The following is an 18,043-nucleotide window of genomic DNA, read 5'->3' as shown; positions in this document are numbered from 1 at the left end:
GGGGGAAGGGTCCGTAAGCGAGGCCCTTATACGCCCCGAGACGACAAAGCCTACCCCCGGCGCGCGATTGCGGGCCTGGTTGGAGGACGAGGCTGCGGCGCAGAGGCTGAGATGGCGGCTGTGGGCGCCGGTGGCCTTTGGCGGAGGCGGGGCGATCTATTTCGCCCTGCGGTCGGAGCCGGCCCTGTGGCCGCTGCTGCTCGGGGCGATCGTCTCCGGCGCGGGCTGGATGGCGGCGCGACGACGGGGATGGGCGCGGCGCCTGACCTGGCCGCTGATGATGCTGGCCTGTCTGTCCGGAGGGTTGGCGGCGGCCAAGATTCGCACGGAGATGGTGACGGCGCCCATCGCTCCAGCCCTGGGTGAAGCGACGGTGATCGAGGCCTGGGTGGTGGATGTGGACAGCCCCGGCCAGAGGGGCGCGCGGATCGTGGTCGCGCCGGTCTGGATTCGGGGGCTGGCGCCGGACCAGACGCCGGTTCGGCTCAGGGCCACGGTGCGGGGCGATCCGCCCCGGCCCGGCGAGGCGGTCCGTCTGTTCGCCATTCTCAATCCGCCGCCCGCGCCGGCCAGCCCCGGCGCCTATGACTTCGGCCGCAACGCCTTTTTCCAGGGCATGGGCGGGATCGCCTTCGCCCTGGGGGAGACGCGACGGCTCGATCTACCGTCGGCGCCGTGGCGGCTGCGCCTGGAAATGGCGGTGAACAGCGCCCGCTACGCCCTGGCCGAAAGGATCGTGGCCCGGCTGGGCGAACGGACGGGCGGGATCGCGGCGGCCATGACCACCAGCCATGAGACCTGGATCAGCCAGGAGGACATGGACGTGATGCGGGATTCGGGCCTGGCGCACATTCTGTCGGTGTCGGGCCTGCACATGGCCATCGTCGGCGGCTTCGTCTTTTTCGCGGCCCGACTGGGCGTGGCGGCCTGGCCCTGGCTGGCGTTGCGGGTTCCCGGAAAGAAGGTCGCGGCCCTGGCCGGACTGACGGCGGTCGGCGCCTATCTGGTCGTGTCGGGCGCGCCGCCGCCGGCCGAGCGGGCGGCGATCACGGCCTCCATCGCCTTTCTGGCCATACTGCTGGATCGGCAGGCGGTGACGATGCATGGCCTGGCTGTGGCGGCCTTTGTGGTGTTGGCCATCCAGCCCGAGGCCATCGTCACGCCGGGCTTTCAGATGTCCTTTGCGGCCACGGCGGCCCTGGTGGCCCTGGTCGAGGCCTGGCCGCAGCGGGTGCGAGAGATTTCGGCGCCCTGGCCGATCGTGGCGGCGCAGAGGTTCGGCGGCTGGTTGACGGCGGCGGTGGCGGCCAGCGTCGTGGCGGGACTGGCGACCGGGCCGTTCGCCATGCAGCATTTCAACCGCACGGCCATGTACGGGCTTCTGGCCAATCTGGGCACGGCGCCGGTCGCGGATTTCGTCCTGATGCCGGCTCTGGCTCTGGGAGCGGCGTTGGAGCCCCTGGGCCTTGGCGGGCCGTTCCTGGCGGTGGCGGGGTGGGGCGTCGAACTGATGCTGGCGATCGGGGGCTGGACCGCCGGCCTGCCGGGGGCGGTGCGGACGGTGGCCAGCGCGCCGGACTATGTCCTGCCCATCGCCTTTCTGGGGGTGTTGTTCGTCTGTCTGTGGCAGGGGCGGCTGAGGTGGCTGGGCCTGCCGCTGGCGGCGGCGGTGCTGGTCTGGCCCAGGGCGCCGACGCCGGATCTCTGGATCGGGGACGGCGGGACCAACGCCGCCTTTCATCACCAAGCCCAGGCGGTCGTGATCCGGCCCGGCGTGCGCGCCTTCGCCGTTGATCTGTGGTCGCGGCGGCGGGGCCTGACGACGGCGGATCGGCCGGAGGCGGGCTGGACGTGCGACCGGTCTTCCTGTCGGCCGGAATCACTCGAAGCCGGGCCGGTCGCCCTGTGGTGGGGGCGCGAGGCCCCGGATGCGGAGCAGATGGCGGCCCTGTGCCGGGCTGCATCCGTCGTCAGCGTGCGGGCTGCGGTCGTCGCCCTGCCGGCCTCATGCGACGGCCGTCTGGTGCTCGACGGCGTCGATTTCACGCGCGGCGGGGCGGTGGAGCTGTGGCGCGACGGAGCGGACCGCTGGAAAGCGGTGTGGACGGCCGACGTGCGCGGGGATCGCCCCTGGGCGCGCCGGCCGGATCCGGACCTCAGTGATAGCGGCGCATGAGGCCGACCAGCTTGCCCTGAACCTCGACCTGGTCGGGACCGAAGATTCGGGTCTCATAGTTGCGGTTGGCGGGCTCCAGGGCGATGGAGCCGCCCTTGCGACGCAGGCGTTTCAAGGTGGCCTCTTCGCCCTCGACCAGGGCCACGACGATCTCGCCGTTGTTGGCCGTGTCGCCGCGACGGATGACCACCAGGTCGCCGTTCAGGATGCCGGCCTCGATCATGGAGTCGCCCTCGATCTCGAGGAGGTAATGATCGCCCTTGCCCAGCATGGATTCGGGCACCGACAGCCGCTCCTGCTCGTGCTGGATCGCGGCGATGGGGGTGCCGGCGGCGATCTTGCCCAGCAGTGGCAGTTCGCGGGTGTCGTTGGCGGCTGAGGCCGCAGCGGGGCGTGGCGCGCCGCCGCCGCCTTCGATGACGTCAGGCTTGAAGCCGGTCCGGCCGCGCGGGGCGCCGGCGGTCGCCTGTTCAGGCAGTTTGGTCACTTCAAGAGCGCGGGCGCGGTGGGCGAGGCGGCGGATGAAGCCGCGTTCCTCCAGGGCCGTGATCAGCCGGTGAATGCCCGACTTGGACGCCAGATCCAGCGCCTCCTTCATCTCGTCGAACGAGGGGGAGACGCCGGTCTCCTGAATCCGTTCGTGGATGAACATCAGCAGTTCGTGCTGCTTGCGCGTGAGCATCGCCAGGCCCTCATGGGCCCTTTCCTCGAATCGGAACGGGCCGTGAACATTGACGATGTTCTGTAAGTGTTCCTTCCTAATGTCAACTTAACGGCGTCGCTTCACCACGCGCGTCGGGTTGAATCAGGCGGCCAGCAGCTTGCGGGTCGCGGCCTCGACGTCGGCCTGACGCATCAGGCTTTCGCCGACCAGAATGGCCTGGGCGTGGGCGGCGGAGACGCGATCGACGTCCTCGGGCGTGAAGATGCCGCTCTCGGCGACCAGCAGGGCGCGGACGGGGCTCAGCATCGACAGGCGCTCGGTGACCTCCAGATCGACCTCGAAGGTGCGAAGCGAGCGGTTGTTGATCCCCACCAGATCGCCGCCCAAGGCGCAGGCGCGCGCCATTTCGGCCTCGTCGTGGGTTTCGATCAGGGCGTCCATGCCGAATCGTTCGGCCTCGGCCAGCAGTTCGGCGGCGAGCCGATCGTCGATCATGGCCAGGATGATCAGGATACAGTCGGCGCCCAGGGCCCGGCTCTCGGCCACCTGCCAGGGATCGACCAGGAAGTCCTTGCGCAGGCAGGGCAGGGCCGTGGCGGTGCGGGCCTGGCCCAGATAGGCGTCGTCGCCCTGGAAACTGGGACCGTCGGTCAGGACCGACAGGCAGGACGCGCCGCCGGCCTCGTAGGCCATGGCGAGGGCGGCGGGGTCGAAGTCGGGACGGATCAGGCCTTTGGAGGGGCTGGCCTTCTTGATCTCGGCGATCAGGGCGGGGCGGCCGGTTTCCTCGACGGTCCGGTCCAGGGCCGCGCGGAAACCGCGCGGAGCGGAGGCCGCCTGAGCCAGGCCCTCGATCGCGTCCTGGGAGGTCGCGGCCTTGCGGGCGGCGACATCCTCGCGCTTGTAGGCGGCGATGCGGTCCAGGACGTCGGTCATGCTTTGTCTTCGGTATCCAGCGGCGTGGAGGTGATGCGGGCCAGACGCTCCAGCGCCTCGGCGGCCCGGCCGTCGTCAATGGCGGCGGCGGCGAGGGCGGCCCCTTCCGCGAGGTCGGTCGCCCGATCCGACACCACGAGGGCGGCGGCGGCGTTCAGCAGGACGATGTCGCGATAGGCGCCGGTCTGACCCGCCAGCAGGGCGCGCAGGGCGGCGGCGTTCTCTTCGCCGTCGCCGCCGCGGATGGCGTCGATGGAGGCGCGAGGAAGACCGGCGTCCTCGGGCGTGACCTGGAAGCGGCGCACGGCGCCGTCTTTCCATTCCGCGACTTCCGTCGGGCCGGAGGTGGCCAGTTCGTCCAGGCCCTGGCCATGGACGGTCCAGGCGCGAGTCGCGCCCAGCCGGCCGAGCACCTCGACCAAGGGTTCAAGGAGGCGGGGGTCATAGACGCCCATGACCTGGCGTTTGGCCTGGGCCGGATTCGACAGCGGGCCCAGCAGGTTGAAGACGGTGCGGAAACCGATCTCGGCGCGGACCGGGCCGACGTGGCGCATGGCGCCGTGATAGGCGGGGGCGAACAGGAAGCAGATTCCGGCCTCGTCCAGCGCCTTGCGCTGCTGATCCGGGGTGGCGGCCAGATTGACGCCCAGGATCGACAGGACGTCGGAGGAGCCGGATTTCGAGGAGATGGCCCGGTTGCCGTGCTTGGCGACCTTCAGGCCCGCGCCGGCCAGGACCAGGGCGGCGGCGGTGGAGATATTGTAGGTGTGCTGGCCGTCGCCGCCGGTGCCGCAGGTGTCGATCACCTCGTACGGATGGTCGAGCGTCAGGGCGGCGTCGCGCATGGCCTGGGCGAAGGCGGCGATCTCGTCCACCGTCTCGCCGCGGATCCGCAGGGCGGTGACGGCCGCCGCGACCTGCGACGGGGTCGGTTCGCCGCGCAGGCAGGCGGCGAAGAAATCGTGCGCCTGCTCGGACGTCAGGGGGTGGCCCTCGACCAGTCGGGCGAGGATCGGCTTGAACCCGTCAGCCATGATCAGGCCGCCACGATCAGGCGGCCGCGAGGCGCTTCACGCCGGCGATCTCGAGGAAGTTGGCCAGCATGTCGTGGCCGTGTTCGGTGGCGATGGATTCCGGGTGGAACTGGACGCCATGGATCGGGCGGCTGCGGTGCTGGAGCCCCATGATCTCGCCGTCGGCGGTCCAGGCGGTCACTTCCAGACAGTCAGGCAGGGTTTCGCGCTTCACGGCCAGCGAATGATAGCGGGTGGCGGTGAAGGGCGAGGGCAGGCCGGCGAAGACGCTCTTGCCGTCGTGCAGGATCGGCGAAGTCTTGCCGTGCATCAGGGTCTTGGCGCGGATCACGTCGCCGCCGAAGGCCTGGCCGATGGCCTGGTGGCCCAGGCAGACGCCGAGGATCGGCATGGAGGCCGGGGCGCTTTCGATCAGCGGCAGGCAGATGCCGGCTTGATCGGGCGCGCAGGGGCCCGGCGAAAGCAGAACGGCGGCGGGGTTCAGCGCCCAGGCCTCGTCCGCCGTCAGGTCGTCGTTGCGCACCACATGGGTCGGCGCGCCCAACTCCGCGAGGTAGTGGACGAGGTTGTAGGTAAAGCTGTCGTAGTTATCGACGACGAGGATCATGATCTGGCTTCTAGGCGTGACAAGCCGCCGCGCCAAGCGTGCGCGGCGTTAAAGCGCATCTTAACATTGGCGGGGGCAGATGGGGGTCGTGAAACTCAGCGCCGAAAAAGACATCGCCGACAAGATCGCCGCCGCCAAGGCGAAGCTGGTCGTGGTCGAACCCAAGCCGATCAGCCCCTATGCGGCTTTGGGCGCCGCCGCCCTGGCCGCCACGGCGGCCGTCGTCATGGCCGGGGTCGTCGTGTTGGGGCCGGGCGTCCGCTTTGACGAACCCCCGGCGACCTACGGGCCTTAGAGCCTGATCGGCTGAGGAGGAATTCCGCTGATGCCGTGAATCAGGCTCCAGATTGAAGCGAGAGCATGATTCACGCTTCTGCCGGAACCGCTACGCGGTTCCGTCCGAAACGATCATGCTCTAGCGATTGCCGGTGCGGAAGCGCCAGGCGTCGTCGGCGGCCCGCATGGGGGCGCGGGCCTTATGCCGGGTCTCGGCGTATTCGGCCGCAGGATCGCTGTCGGCGACCACGCCGGCGCCGGCCTGGACGAAGATCTGATCATCAGCGAACAGGGCGGTGCGCAGGGTGATGCAGATGTCCGCCTCGCCCCCGGCCGAAATATAACCGACGCCGCCGCCGTAGCCGACGCCGCGCTTTTCGGTCTCCAGCTCATCGATCACTTCCATGGCCCGCACCTTGGGCGCGCCTGACAGGGTGCCGGCGGGAAGGGCCGCCAGCAGGGTGTCGACGGCGTCCAGCTTCGGATCGGCCTTGCCGCGCACATTGGAGACGATGTGCATGACCTGGCTGTAGCGTTCGACGACGAAGCTCTCAGTCACTTCGACCGTGCCCGGCGCGGCGACGCGGCCGACGTCGTTGCGGCCCAGGTCCAGCAGCATCAGATGTTCGGCCCGCTCCTTGGGATCGGCCAGCAGTTCGACCTCCAGGGCCTTGTCCGCCTCGGGCGTGGCGCCGCGCATGCGGGTTCCGGCCAGCGGGCGGATTGTGACCTGGCCGTCCTTCAGCCGAACCAGGATCTCCGGGCTGGACCCGGCCAGCTGGAAGCCCTCGAAGTTCAGATAGAAGAGATAGGGCGACGGGTTCTGGCGACGCAGCGAGCGGTAGAAGGCGAAGGGATCTTCGGTCCAGGGGGCCGAGAAGCGGTGGCTGAGCACGACCTGGAAGATGTCGCCGGCGGCGATGTAGTCCTTGGCCCTGGCCACCATCTCGCCGAAGCCGACCTCATCCACGGGCGAGACGAAGGTGGGGGCGGGCGTCGGCTGCGGCGCGGCGCGCACCGGAAGCGGCTCGCGCAGGCCCGTCTCGAAGGCGTCCAGCCGGGCGACGGCGGCGTCGAAAGCCTCACGCGGCGGGGCGCCGGCGTCGGGATAGGCGGCCGAGACCAGGATGATCTCCTGCCCGACGGAATCGAAGATGGCGACCAGGGAAGGACGGGTGAGCACGGCGTCCGGCAGATCCAGCGGATCCGGATTGGGCTCGCCCAGCGGCTCGAGCAGGCGCACCATGTCATAGCCGAAGACGCCGAACAGACCGGCGGCCATGGGCGGGAGGTCCTGCGGCAGGTCGAACTTCGACGCGGCGATCAGGGCGCGCAGGGACTGAAGCGTGGGCAGGGGCTCGGCGATGAAACGCCCCTCGACCACCGCCGGGCCACGCGCCAGTTCCGCCGCGTTCGCCCGGCAACGCCAGACCACGTCCGGGTCCAGCGTCAGGATCGAATAGCGGCCCTTCACGGCGCCGCCTTCGACGGATTCCAGCAGACAGGCGTAGGGGCGATGGCGACCCAGTTTCAGATAGGCCGAAACCGGCGTCTCAAGGTCGTCGATGACGCGCCGGACCAGCACCTGCGGCCGACCGGCCGAAAGGCCGGCGGCGAAGGCGTCGTAGTCGGCCCCGTTGAAACCCGAGGCGTCTTGGCCGGCCGTGGTCATTGCGCCGGTGCGGCGGGAGCGGTCGGCTCGGCGGACAGGCCCAGGGCCTGACGCGCCAGGGCGACGTCGTTCTTGGCCTTGGAGCGCTGGGCGCCGGCGGTCATCTCGGTCTGGACCATGGCCTGGACCAGTTCCTGGGTGATGCGCGGACGGGCCTGTTCAGCCAGAGGACCGGCGACGGCCGGATTGGCGGCGTGGACGCCATCGACGCGGCCAACCAGATAACCGCCTTCGCCCGGTTGGGAGAAGACCTGGCCCTTGGCCTGACCGAACAGGCCCTGAAGCACGCCCTGGCCCAGCGATTCCTGGGTGGCCTGGTCGCGGACCACGCCGGTGCGGACGGTCAGGGACGCGTTCACCGAACGGGCCACGGCGGCGATGTCCTGGCCCTGGCGGACGCGGCTCGCCAGCTCTTCAGCCTTGGCGGCAAGACGGCGCGAGATTTCGCGCTGGGTCCACTGGGCGGCCAGAGGCGCGCGGACTTCGGCCAGGGTCGGCAGGGCCGAGGGACGGATGTCGTTCACGCGGACGGCGAAATACTGGCCCTGGCCGGCGTCGATCACGTCGCTTTCACCGCCCTTGGTCAGGCTCCAGGCCGTCTCGAAGACTTGCGGGGGGGCGTTCAGGGCCTGGCCGTTGGGCAGTTTGCCGTCCTTGGTGAAGGGGGGCAGGTCGATGACGCGGCCGCCGGCCTCGCGGGCGGCGTCGGCCAGGTTCTTGCCTGCGGTGCGGGCGGCTTCGTACTTCTCGACCTTGGCGTAGGTCTGGCCCTTGACGTCCTCGGCGCGCAGTTCCGCGACGATCTGTTCACGCGAGTTTTCCAGGGTCGCGGGCTGACCGGGCTGGATGGCGGTGACCTTGGCGACGGCGAAGCCGACGCCGGCCTGGACCGGGTCAGAGACCTGGTTGACTTGCAGGCCGAACACGGCGGCGGCGGTGGCCGCGTCGCCGACGGCGGCGCGGGGCGTGGCGTTGAAGTTCGCAGGCTGGATGCTGTTGGCGCGGCCGACATCGGCGGGCGACTGGCCGGCGCGCAAGGCGGCGGCGATCTTCTGGGCGACGTCGCGGCTGGGCGCGGTCAGGGTCACGAAGGTGCGGGTCTCGGGCTTGCTCAGGCTGTCCTTCTTGAACTCGAAACGTTCGCGGATGCGCTCATCCGACACGACGGGGGCGGCGCCCGGGTCCGGCGTGAACAGGACGACGGACACCATGCGGAACTCCGGCGCGCGCAGACGTGCGGCGTTTTCCTGAATGAAGGCGTTCAGCTGGGCGTCGGTCGGGGGGGGGAATTCGCCGGCCATGGCGGGCGTGACCTCGAACCAGCGACCGTCGCGGGTCTCGAAGGCGGCGCCGGCCAGCAGGGCGCCGTAGATGCGCGGCGCACGGGCGCCGGCGAAGATGGCGGCGCCGAAATGCTCCGTCGCATATTGGTCGCGCAGGTCCTGCTCCAGCATGGCGGGGGTCAGGTTCTGTTGCGCCAGGGCGCTCTCATAGGCCTGCTGATCGAACTGGCCCGTGACCGAGTTGAAGAAGGCGGGGATCTGGCGGATCTGCTTGACGATCAGCTCCTTGCCGGGGCGGATGCCCGCTTTCCAGGCCCAGTTCAGGAAGCCGAGCTGTTCGGTCTGGCTGTCCAGGAAGCGGGTGTGGATGTTTTCCGCGATCAGGTCCTCGTTGGTCACGGGACGACCGGCCTGTTGCTGGATGTTTTCGCGCACACGCCCGAAGGCGGCGCTGAACTCGGCCTCGTTCATCGAACGGTCGCCGGCGTCGATCACATGTTTCGGGCCCAGGTTGGCGAAGACATCCATCCGCGCGCCCACGATCACGAAACTGATGGCGATCAGGACGAGCAGGGCGGCGGCCCACTTGGAGCGCGAGAAGGCGCGGAAGGCGGTGATCATTCGAAGACCCGTAGACTTGCCGACGTTGGCGTCACCCGGCGTATAGTCGGGGCAGGCGCGCCCCCGCAAGGACGGCGTGATGGCCAGATTGCGGCGCGCCCTCTTGGCTTGCCGGTTTGAGGCCCCTAGACAGGGGGCATGAAACAATCCGTGAAGTTGATCGTCGGCAACTGGAAAATGCACGGCGTCTCCGCAGACGTATCCGAGGCCCTGGCTTTGAAGGAAGGCCTGGCGGGGGCGCCGCCCTCATGCCGCATCGCCCTGTGCCCGCCCGCCACCCTGACGGATCGGCTGCGCCGCGTCCTGGCGGACAGCGCGGTCGAAGTGGGGGGGCAGGATTGCCACGAAAAGGCGTCGGGCGCCTTCACGGGGTCGGTGTCGGCGGACATGCTGGCGGACGCCGGCGCCACCCTGGTGATTCTGGGCCATTCCGAGCGACGGGCGGCCTTCGGGGAAACAGACGCAGACGTCGCCGCCAAGGTCGAGGCGGCCATGGCGGCCGGTCTGGAGCCGATCGTCTGCGTCGGCGAGACCCTGGAGCAACATGAAGCGGGCCAGGCGGTCGCCGTCGTCAGCGCCCAGATCGCAGGCTCCCTGCCGGACGGTTTGTCCGAGCGTGACTTTGCAGTCGCCTATGAGCCGGTGTGGGCCATCGGCACGGGCCTGACGCCCACTCTGGAACAGATCGCGGAGGTTCACGCCGCCATACGGACCGCCATGATCCAGCGCCTAGGCGAGCCCGCCCGCCGCGCGCCCATCCTGTACGGCGGCTCGGTCAAACCTGACAATGCGGCCGAGATTCTGGCCGTGCCCGAAGTGGGCGGCGCCCTGGTCGGGGGCGCCTCGCTGAAGGCCGATGATTTCCTGAAGATCGTCCACGCCGCCTGACGGGCCGCTTCCGGTTTGCCCCCCGGCGGCTTCGGTGATAGAGGCCGCCGCTTGATCGGCGCAGCTCCGCGCCCACATGAATGACGCCATGCTCCAGACCATCCTGCTCGTCGCCATCATCCTGGTCGCCGTCTCACTGACGGGCGTCGTGCTGCTGCAGCGGTCCGAGGGCGGCGCCCTGGGCATGGGCGGCGGTCCTTCGGGCTTCATGACGGCGCGGGGCGCCGGCAATCTGCTGACCAAGATCACCTGGGTGCTGGCGGCCCTGCTGTTCGGCCTGACCATCGTCTTGACCGTGGTCGGCAATATGGACCGCGCCTCGGTCTCGGTGATCGACGCCGACGCCGTGGGCTCTCTGGCCACGACGCCGCAGACCCAGACGCAACAACCGGCCCAGCAACAGCAGCCGGCCGCGCCCGCCCAGCCGACCGCGCCGTCGCTGGACGATCTGGAAGCCAGCCTGCCGTCCGCCTCGGCAGCCCGGTCGCCGGCGTCCACTCCGGCCCAGCAGCCCGCCCAGTAACGGGCAGGCGACCGACCCGACTTCCGAAAGCGCGCCGCAGGGCGCGCTTTCTTCTTTTGATCAACAGTTCGATTCGCGGCGGCCCATGCGTCGTTCGCGAATCATGGAGTAAGGTGTCCGCCCATGGCTCGCTATGTGTTCATCACCGGCGGCGTGGTTTCCTCGCTAGGAAAAGGCCTCGCCTCCGCCGCTCTCGGCGCTCTTTTGCAAGCGCGCGGCTACAAGGTCCGGCTTCGCAAGCTCGATCCCTATCTGAACGTCGATCCGGGCACGATGAGCCCGTACCAGCACGGCGAGGTCTTCGTGACCGACGACGGCGCCGAGACCGACCTGGACCTGGGTCACTACGAGCGGTTCACCGGGGTGTCGGCGGCCAAGTCCGACAATATCACCACGGGCCGGATCTATTCGACCATCCTGGAGAAGGAGCGTCGCGGCGACTATCTGGGCGCGACCGTCCAGGTGATTCCGCACGTCACGGACCAGATCAAGTCCTTCTGCCTGACCCCGGCCCTGACTGACGACGGCGAGGATGTGGACTTCGTCCTGGTCGAGATCGGCGGCACGGTCGGCGACATCGAGGGGCTGCCCTTCTTCGAGGCCATCCGCCAGCTGGGGCAGGATCTGCCGCGCGGCCGGTCCTGCTTCGTCCATCTGACCCTGTTGCCGTTCATCAAGACGGCCGGCGAGATGAAGACCAAGCCGACCCAGCACTCGGTCAAGGAACTGCGCTCCATCGGCATCCAGCCGGACATCCTGCTGTGCCGCTGTGAATTCCCGATCCCGCCCGAGGAAAAGCGCAAGATCGGCCTGTTCTGCAATGTGCGCGAAAGCGGCGTGATCCAGGCGATGGACTCGGCCGACATCTACGCCGTCCCGCTGGACTACCATCGCGAAGGCCTGGACCGCGAAGTCCTGGCCCATTTCGGCATAGAGGATGCGCCGGAACCCGACCTGACGCGCTGGCAGGAGATCGCACGCCGCCGTCTGCACCCGGACGGCGAGGTCACCATCGCGGTGGTCGGCAAGTACACGGTTCTGAAGGACGCCTATAAGTCCCTGATCGAGGCCCTGCACCACGGCGGGGTCGCCAATAACGTCAAGGTCAATATCGACTGGGTCGAGGCCGACACCTTCGAGGGCGACCCGGAGGCCTGCGAGGAGCGGCTGCAGGGCGCCCACGCCGTTCTGGTGCCGGGCGGCTTCGGCGAGCGGGGCTCGGAAGGCAAGATCGAGGCGGCGCGGTTCGCCCGCGAGCGCAACATTCCCTATTTCGGCATCTGTTTCGGCATGCAGATGGCTGTGATCGAGGCGGCGCGGAACCTGGCCGGCTATCCCAAGGCCTCGTCCACGGAGTTCGGTCCGACCGCCGAGCCGGTCGTGGGCCTGATGACCGAATGGACGCAAGGCAATCAGCGCGTCCTGCGCCAGCAGGGCGGCGACCTGGGCGGCACCATGCGGCTGGGCGCCTATGATTCGACCCTGGCCGAAGGCTCCAAGATCGCCGAGATCTACGGTTCCACCGCCATCAGCGAACGACACCGCCACCGCTACGAAGTCAATATCAACTATCGCGAGGCGGTCGAGCAGAAGGCCGGCCTGGTCTTCGCCGGACTGTCGCCGGACGGGGTTCTGCCCGAGACGGTGGAGCGGCCGGACCATCCCTGGTTCATCGGCGTCCAGTATCACCCTGAACTGAAGAGCCGACCGTTCGCGCCGCACCCGCTGTTCGCCAGCTTCATCGGCGCCGCCGTGGTTCAGAGCCGTCTGGTCTGATCAAGGCCTGAGATCAAACCGCGTTCACGGACCTGCGATTACTATGGGTCCGCCTTTTGCAGTAAACTGCCTGAACGGATCGAATTGGCACGACCTGACGGGACACGAACGATCGATGATCGGCGAGTTGCTCTATCACCTGCACCGGCATTTTCGCCTGCTGCTGATCGCAGGGGGGCTCGTGATCGCCGTGTCTGCAGTCGCGCTCGGCTACGAGGCCGTGCGGCACATGGGGACGCCGTCGTCGGCCCGCCCGGCCGAAACCGGACGGGCCTGATCCGTCAGTCGATCTTCAGGCGCATGAAGATCATTCCGCCGTCCGGATCGCCGCCGTAGATCGGCTCCAGCGCGTCCGGCACGCGGTTCACCGCATAGAGGGCGCCGAGGCCGAGGCGGACGCGGGGGGCGATCCGCCAGTCGCGGACGGCGCCCAGCGAGGCCTTGCCGACGGTGTAGAGCGGGCCGTGGCCGCCGTGGTCTCCGGGGACCAGTTCGTCCGTCTCGATCCGTTCGGCGCGGGCGAAGACGGTCCAGCGGTCGTTCGGATGGACGGCGGATTCCAGCAGCCAGCCGTCCTTGGATTCGTCGTGACTGTTGGTCTTGCGCCCCCAGGCCAGGGTCGAGGACCACCAGCCGGTCTCGCCCAGGCGGCGGGTATGGATCGCGCTGGCCGACCATTTGGTTTCGTCCTCGTCGGGCTCCAGCTGTTCCGGGGCGGAGACGTCGGCGTAGGAGGCCTGGAAGGACCAGTCGGCCGTCGGATTCCAGGAGCCACGGACCGACCAGCTGTCGAGTTTCGGCGAATCTATGCCCCAGCGTTCCTCGTCGGGTTCGCGGCCCTTGAAGGCCGAGGTCTCGATCTTGAAGCGGTCGTGGGCCCAGCCCAGGGTGGTGACGCCGAAGACGATATGGGTCGAGTCCAGCCAGTGGTGGGTGATGGGCGCCTCGGGACTGTCCATCGCGCTCATCCGGTGCATGAAGGCGGGCGGGCCGAAGGCCGGCTCGCCGGGCAGGCCGATGTAGCCGTAGAGGCTGTCCTTTTCCGACAGGCGTTTCGAATAGCTGGCCGACAGCTCCATGAAGAAGTCGTGCGGATGCTGGCGGTCGACCAGGGGATCGACGCCGTTCGCCGTCTCGCCGGCCGCCAGCAGCAGCGGGTAGCCGGACTTGCCCATCAGGGGGTCGGGGCTGAGCATGGCGCGCAGGTTCAGGGTTGAACCGTCGTCGAAGTCGCGGCGAGCCGTGCTCATCAGCATGCCCGAGACGAAGGTCTTGTCGCCGCCGCGGGGCCCGGACTGGGTATCGTAGGTCAGGTTCAGCAGGGCGTGGGTCATCACCGTCCAGTCGCCTCGGATGGTGTGGATGCCGGCGTGTTCGCCGGAGTCGGGCTGCCAGCTGGTGCCCGAGGCGTCCCGGCTCATGGGCCAGGGGCCGTAGGGGCTGGTCATGGCGTGTGCCGGGGCGTGTGAGGCGGCCGGCATGTCGGCCATGTCGTGGCCGGCGTGAGGATCGGCGGCCGGCGCCGCTTGGTGGTGTGAATGGTCCTGCGCCGTAGCCACCTGAGCGAGGGCGAGCAGGGAGACGCCGGCGAGGGCGCCGACGAGGGTATGGGGAGCCATGAAGGCCTCCTGGAATGATCGTTACTGAAGGCGCCGCGAACGGCGCAGGGCTCAGGCGATCAGGAGGCGGGGCGGGCCGGGTTCGGGCGAGAGCAGGAGCCCGGCCGGGACGTTGAACAGCGGGGCGGTGAGGCGGGCCGGGGCGACGGTCGGGGCGGAATCTGAGGCGGGGTCGAGGTTCGGCGCCGCCACGCAGGCGACGCAGCAGGCCATGGCCTTCATCGGCTTGCCGGGGGGCTTGCCCGAGTGATCCGGCGTCTGGTCCGGGGCGGCGTGGCTGGCCTCATGACACGGCGCCTCGGCCATGGCGGGCGACGCCGAGACGCCGAGGGCGCCCAGGGTCAGCACCGCCAGGGCGCCGATCAGCAGCAGAAGGGACGAGACGATCTTCACGACGCCAAGGATAGGCGCAGCAGCCCGGCGCCGCAATGTATCGCCCGTGTCATTCACCGCACCGGCTTCTTGTCGACCAGGGGCAGGCCCGGCGCGTCCGGCGGGGTCTGGCCGCCGGCGCCCAGTTCGCGTTGCATGAAGACGACGTCGCGCCAGTCGTCGTGTTTCCAGCCCGCCGCCTTGAACACGCCGGCGTCGGCGAAGCCGCGGGCGCGGTGCAGGGCGATGGAGCCGGCGTTGTCGGAATCGCCGATCACGGCGACCATCTGGCGCAGGCCCAGGGCTTCGCAGGCGAGGATCAGAGCGTCCAGCAAGGCGCCGGCGACGCCGCGGCCGCGGGCATCCGGCGCGACATAGATCGAGTCTTCGACCATGTAGCGATAGGCTTGGCGGGTGCGGAACGGGCCGGCGTAGGCGTAGCCGACCACGGCGCCGTCGATCTCGGCGACCAGGCGGGGCAGGCCCAGGGCCTGGACGGCGGCGAACCGGGCCGTCATCTCGATCGCGTCCGGCGGCTCCAGCTCGAAGGTGCCGCGTCCGTTGGCGACGCTTTCGGCATAGATGGCGGTGATCGCCGCCATGTCGGCCGGGGTCGCCTCGCGGATCTGGACGGCGGCGCTCATCAGCCCAGCAGCCGCGCGGCCTGGGGCGCGAAATAGGTCAGGACGCCCGCGCAACCGGCGCGCTTGAACCCGTGTAGGGTCTCCAGAACGGCGCGGTCGTGATCCAGCCAGCCGTTGGCGATGGAGGCCTGCATCATCGCGTACTCGCCCGACACCTGATAGGCGAAGGTCGGGACGCGGAAGGTCTCGGACACGCGGCGGACGATGTCGAGATAGGGCATGCCCGGCTTGACCATGACCGCGTCGGCGCCTTCCGACAGGTCCATGGCGACCTCCTTCAGGGCCTCGTCCGAGTTGGCGTAGTCCATCTGATAGGTCTTCTTGTCGCCCCTCAACGCAGTCGAGGAGCCTACGGCGTCGCGGTAAGGGCCGTAGAAGGCCGAGGCGAACTTGGCCGCATAGGACAGGATCAGGGTGTCGTGGAAGCCGTTGGCCTCCAGCGCCTCGCGCACCGCCTGGATACGGCCGTCCATCATGTCCGACGGGGCGACCACGTCGGCGCCGGCGTGGGCGTGGATGAAGGCCTGTTCGGCCAGCCGATCCAGCGAGGCGTCGTTGACGATGCGGTCGCCTTCCAGCACCCCGTCGTGGCCGTGGTCGGTGTAGCAGTCCAAAGCGACGTCGGTCATGACGCCGATCTCCGGCGCGGCGTCCTTGATGGCCTTGATGCAGTCGGGGATCAGGCCGTCGGGATCGGTCGCCCCCGTGCCGACCGCGTCCTTGATGGCGCCGTCCACGTTCGGGAACAGGGCCAGCATCGGAATGCCCAGGTCGCGCGCTTCGACCGCCGCTGCGGCGGCCGCCTTGGGCGACAGGCGGAAGACGCCGGGCATGGAGGCGACCGGCACGCGGTCCTCGGCGCCGTCGTGGACGATAAGGGGCCAGATCAGGTCGGCCGGGGTCAGGACGGTCTCGGCGACCAGACGGCGCACCCAAGGGCTGGCGCGCAGACGCCGGGGACGGGCGAGCGGGAAGGGGGCGGGCTGATAGGGAAGCATGGACGGATGACCTTGAAAACCTGGCGACGGACTAGCGCCGCCGGGGCGGAGGCGCAAATCGCGTGATGCGTCAGATCGTTTCGCGCGTGATACCGGCTTGCGCGGAGCGACGAAATGCGAGCCTATCGCAACGAAATCAGGCGCGACGAAATCAGGGAGACGGCGATGATGAAGCGATTGGCGGCGGGCGCGGCGGTTCTGGCCCTGGCGGCGGGGCTGTCCGGCTGCATCATCATCGCGTCGGAGGGCGGCGAGCGGACGGTGGTCGTGGACAGCGCGCCTCTGGCCGCCCCGGCCTATGTCTCGCTTTATACGGATGCGGTGGCTGATCCGAAACGCCCGGCCGAAGAAGTGGCGCGCGATCCCCTGCGTCATCCGGCCGAGATCCTGGCCTTCGCCCAGCTGGCGCCGGGCGACAAGGTGGCCGATGTGCGCCCCGGCGCCGGCTATTTCACGCGGCTGTTTTCGGACGTGGTCGGGCCGACGGGCCGGGTCTACGCCTTCGTGCCCGAGCGGACCATGGCGCGCGAGAACCCGATGGCCGACGCCCTGGTCGCCGCCTATCCCAATGTGACGCGGGTCAACGGCCTGCTGGATTCCATGACCTATGCTGAGCCGCTGGACATGGTCTTCATGAGCCAGGAATATCACGACTTCCATATCCCCGGTTTCAACACCGATGTGGCCCGGATGAACGCGGCCGTGTTCGCGGCGCTGAAGCCCGGCGGCCGCTATATCCTGATCGACCACCAGGCGGCGGCGGGGACCGGGATCTCGGCGGTCCAGACCCTGCACCGGATCGAGGGCGACTATCTGAAGCGCGAGGTCGAGGCGGCGGGCTTCGTCTTTGAGGGCGAGAGCGCGGCCGTGGCCAATCCGGCCGACGACCACAGCCTGAACGTCTTCGACGCCGCCATTCGCGGCAAGACCGATCAATTCGTCTATCGCTTCAGAAAGCCGGGCTGAGGTCTTCAGGTTCGGGAGCGTCGGTCGAGCGGGCGCTCGCCTCCCGCGCCTCCCGCGCCCGTCTGAGGGCGCCGGTCTCGGCCCGGAGAAGCGGGCCGGGGACGATATAGTCGGCATAGGCCGGACGGCGACGGGCCTTGACCTGCCGCAGGAACAGGCGTTCGCGCTCCGTCAGGGGTTCGGCCTCGCCCGAGGCGATCAGCTCCAGCCGATGTCGCTGAAGCGTATAGACGAAGGCGTCGTCATGGCGGGCGCTAGACGGACGGCGAGGGCGCATCGGAGGCTCCTTCCGGGGCTCGGGTGAATTGGCTCTGTCTTCGCGGCGGACCAGCGAAGTTCGGGGAGGGCTCGGGACGCCGGGACTGCGCCCGGAGTGGATATGTTTTTACCGTTTCGGCGCAGGCGTCGTCCCGAGAGGCCGTTTTCCACACGCGCTCCGGCTGGCGGCCCTATTCTTCGAGCCTTGCCGGATCGGCGGGCCGCCTTGCGACGGCTTCGCCGGGGCGGACATGTCGACGTAGATCGACAGCGGTTCGCTTTCCTAAGCGTGCGGCGAGCAGGAGACGGCATCCATCGCCGCCCCTAAGGACCCCGGCGGTCTCCTTCCCGCCGGCTTCATCGCTCGACCACAACCCCGCCGCCGTCAGGGCGCTGGATCCGACGCCCTCCCCATCGGCGGGGATGGGAGGATGATACGGGCGCCGGCGGGTATGGCGGGCAAATAGGGTCGAGATTCTTTTAGGGCTTTGAAATCGTTCGATTCAGACCAGCGTCATTGTGGGTGTTGGCCCCCCTCTCCGCGCGCGAAGGCGCGGGGAGAGGACAGGTCGCGCTAGCGACCAGGCGGGGGCGACCGCGGCGGTGGAGATGGCCACGGCCGCGTCTGGCGCCGACTCGCCCCCACCTGGCGTTCGCTGACGCTCCCGCCGGTCCTTGTTTGTCGCTGATCGGTTAGATTTCCCCTGATCCGGGACGCCCGCCTGATGTT

At 69.2% G+C, this 18,043-nt stretch carries 18 protein-coding genes; 7 read left to right on the top strand and 11 right to left on the bottom strand.

The window, feature by feature from the left end; all coding sequences use genetic code 11:
• Positions 1 to 67: 67 nt before the first annotated feature.
• Positions 68 to 2,176 carry a ComEC/Rec2 family competence protein gene (locus tag AC07NC_RS14935; RefSeq protein WP_494569999.1) on the top strand — a complete coding sequence of 703 codons (2,109 nt, stop codon included), beginning with the start codon at positions 68 to 70 and terminating at the stop codon, positions 2,174 to 2,176.
• On the opposite strand, the gene lexA is transcribed toward AC07NC_RS14935, so the two are convergent.
• The 4 genes from lexA to AC07NC_RS14915 form a co-directional block, all read right to left on the bottom strand.
• Complete coding sequence (gene lexA, locus AC07NC_RS14930; RefSeq protein ID WP_494569998.1) at positions 2,157 to 2,858, bottom strand: transcriptional repressor LexA; 702 nt, start codon at positions 2,856 to 2,858, stop codon at positions 2,157 to 2,159. The genes AC07NC_RS14935 and lexA overlap by 20 nt on opposite strands.
• A gap of 123 nt (positions 2,859 to 2,981) precedes the next feature.
• Positions 2,982 to 3,776, bottom strand: a complete 795-nt coding sequence (gene trpC / locus AC07NC_RS14925; RefSeq protein ID WP_494569997.1) for an indole-3-glycerol phosphate synthase TrpC — start codon at positions 3,774 to 3,776, stop codon at positions 2,982 to 2,984.
• Complete coding sequence (trpD, locus tag AC07NC_RS14920; RefSeq protein WP_494569996.1) at positions 3,773 to 4,810, bottom strand: anthranilate phosphoribosyltransferase; 1,038 nt, start codon at positions 4,808 to 4,810, stop codon at positions 3,773 to 3,775. The genes trpC and trpD overlap by 4 nt, the downstream gene beginning before the upstream one ends.
• A gap of 16 nt (positions 4,811 to 4,826) precedes the next feature.
• Positions 4,827 to 5,417, bottom strand: coding sequence for an anthranilate synthase component II (locus AC07NC_RS14915; protein ID WP_008259403.1), 591 nt, complete (start codon positions 5,415 to 5,417; stop codon positions 4,827 to 4,829).
• 88 nt (positions 5,418 to 5,505) lie between these two features.
• On the opposite strand from AC07NC_RS14915, the gene AC07NC_RS14910 reads away from it, so the two are divergent.
• The gene (locus tag AC07NC_RS14910; RefSeq protein WP_035307384.1) at positions 5,506 to 5,712 is read left to right on the top strand and encodes a hypothetical protein; all 207 of its coding nucleotides are present in this window, start codon (positions 5,506 to 5,508) and stop codon (positions 5,710 to 5,712) included.
• A gap of 120 nt (positions 5,713 to 5,832) precedes the next feature.
• Here AC07NC_RS14910 and trpE read toward each other — a convergent pair whose 3' ends face one another.
• On the bottom strand, positions 5,833 to 7,365 hold the full coding sequence (gene trpE / locus AC07NC_RS14905) for an anthranilate synthase component I (RefSeq protein ID WP_494569995.1): 1,533 nt from the start codon (positions 7,363 to 7,365) through the stop codon (positions 5,833 to 5,835).
• Positions 7,362 to 9,269 carry a peptidylprolyl isomerase gene (locus AC07NC_RS14900; RefSeq protein WP_494569994.1) on the bottom strand — a complete coding sequence of 636 codons (1,908 nt, stop codon included), beginning with the start codon at positions 9,267 to 9,269 and terminating at the stop codon, positions 7,362 to 7,364. The genes trpE and AC07NC_RS14900 overlap by 4 nt, the downstream gene beginning before the upstream one ends.
• Positions 9,270 to 9,407: 138 nt before the next feature.
• Here AC07NC_RS14900 and tpiA point away from each other — a divergent pair, with 138 nt between their 5' ends.
• The 4 genes from tpiA (at position 9,408) to AC07NC_RS14880 (ending at position 12,733) form a co-directional block, all read left to right on the top strand.
• Entirely contained in the window at positions 9,408 to 10,157 is a 750-nt protein-coding gene (tpiA, locus tag AC07NC_RS14895; RefSeq protein ID WP_154726159.1) for a triose-phosphate isomerase, read from the top strand.
• A 76-nt stretch (positions 10,158 to 10,233) separates the two neighbouring features.
• On the top strand, positions 10,234 to 10,680 hold the full coding sequence (gene secG / locus AC07NC_RS14890; RefSeq protein WP_494569993.1) for a preprotein translocase subunit SecG: 447 nt from the start codon (positions 10,234 to 10,236) through the stop codon (positions 10,678 to 10,680).
• Between the two features lie 123 nt (positions 10,681 to 10,803).
• Complete coding sequence (gene pyrG / locus AC07NC_RS14885; protein ID WP_494569992.1) at positions 10,804 to 12,456, top strand: CTP synthase; 1,653 nt, start codon at positions 10,804 to 10,806, stop codon at positions 12,454 to 12,456.
• Between the two features lie 115 nt (positions 12,457 to 12,571).
• Positions 12,572 to 12,733: a hypothetical protein gene (locus AC07NC_RS14880; protein WP_008258848.1), complete on the top strand. Its 162-nt coding sequence runs from the start codon at positions 12,572 to 12,574 to the stop codon at positions 12,731 to 12,733.
• 4 nt (positions 12,734 to 12,737) lie between these two features.
• Here AC07NC_RS14880 and AC07NC_RS14875 read toward each other — a convergent pair whose 3' ends face one another.
• The 4 genes from AC07NC_RS14875 to hemB are packed head-to-tail and all read right to left on the bottom strand — an operon-like array spanning position 12,738 to position 16,089.
• A complete protein-coding gene (locus AC07NC_RS14875; protein WP_494569991.1) occupies positions 12,738 to 14,075 on the bottom strand; it encodes a hypothetical protein in 1,338 nt (445 codons plus the stop codon).
• A 51-nt stretch (positions 14,076 to 14,126) separates the two neighbouring features.
• Positions 14,127 to 14,525 carry a hypothetical protein gene (locus AC07NC_RS14870; RefSeq protein ID WP_494569990.1) on the bottom strand — a complete coding sequence of 133 codons (399 nt, stop codon included), beginning with the start codon at positions 14,523 to 14,525 and terminating at the stop codon, positions 14,127 to 14,129.
• Positions 14,522 to 15,091: a GNAT family N-acetyltransferase gene (locus AC07NC_RS14865; protein WP_494569989.1), complete on the bottom strand. Its 570-nt coding sequence runs from the start codon at positions 15,089 to 15,091 to the stop codon at positions 14,522 to 14,524. The genes AC07NC_RS14870 and AC07NC_RS14865 overlap by 4 nt, the downstream gene beginning before the upstream one ends.
• Positions 15,091 to 16,089, bottom strand: a complete 999-nt coding sequence (hemB, locus tag AC07NC_RS14860; RefSeq protein ID WP_040349585.1) for a porphobilinogen synthase — start codon at positions 16,087 to 16,089, stop codon at positions 15,091 to 15,093. Before hemB ends, AC07NC_RS14865 begins: the two co-directional genes overlap by 1 nt.
• 165 nt (positions 16,090 to 16,254) lie before the next feature.
• Between hemB and AC07NC_RS14855 the strand changes: the two genes are divergently transcribed.
• Positions 16,255 to 17,055, top strand: coding sequence for a class I SAM-dependent methyltransferase (locus AC07NC_RS14855; protein WP_494569988.1), 801 nt, complete (start codon positions 16,255 to 16,257; stop codon positions 17,053 to 17,055).
• Here AC07NC_RS14855 and AC07NC_RS14850 read toward each other — a convergent pair.
• The gene (locus AC07NC_RS14850) at positions 17,039 to 17,332 is read right to left on the bottom strand and encodes a hypothetical protein (protein ID WP_008260443.1); all 294 of its coding nucleotides are present in this window, start codon (positions 17,330 to 17,332) and stop codon (positions 17,039 to 17,041) included. The genes AC07NC_RS14855 and AC07NC_RS14850 overlap by 17 nt on opposite strands.
• Positions 17,333 to 18,043: the final 711 nt, after the last annotated feature.

Source organism: Brevundimonas sp. GW821-FHT10A07 (genome assembly GCF_059415785.1).
The sequence above is the reverse complement of the archived record's forward strand: the minus strand, read 5'-3'. Positions and strand labels throughout refer to the sequence as shown.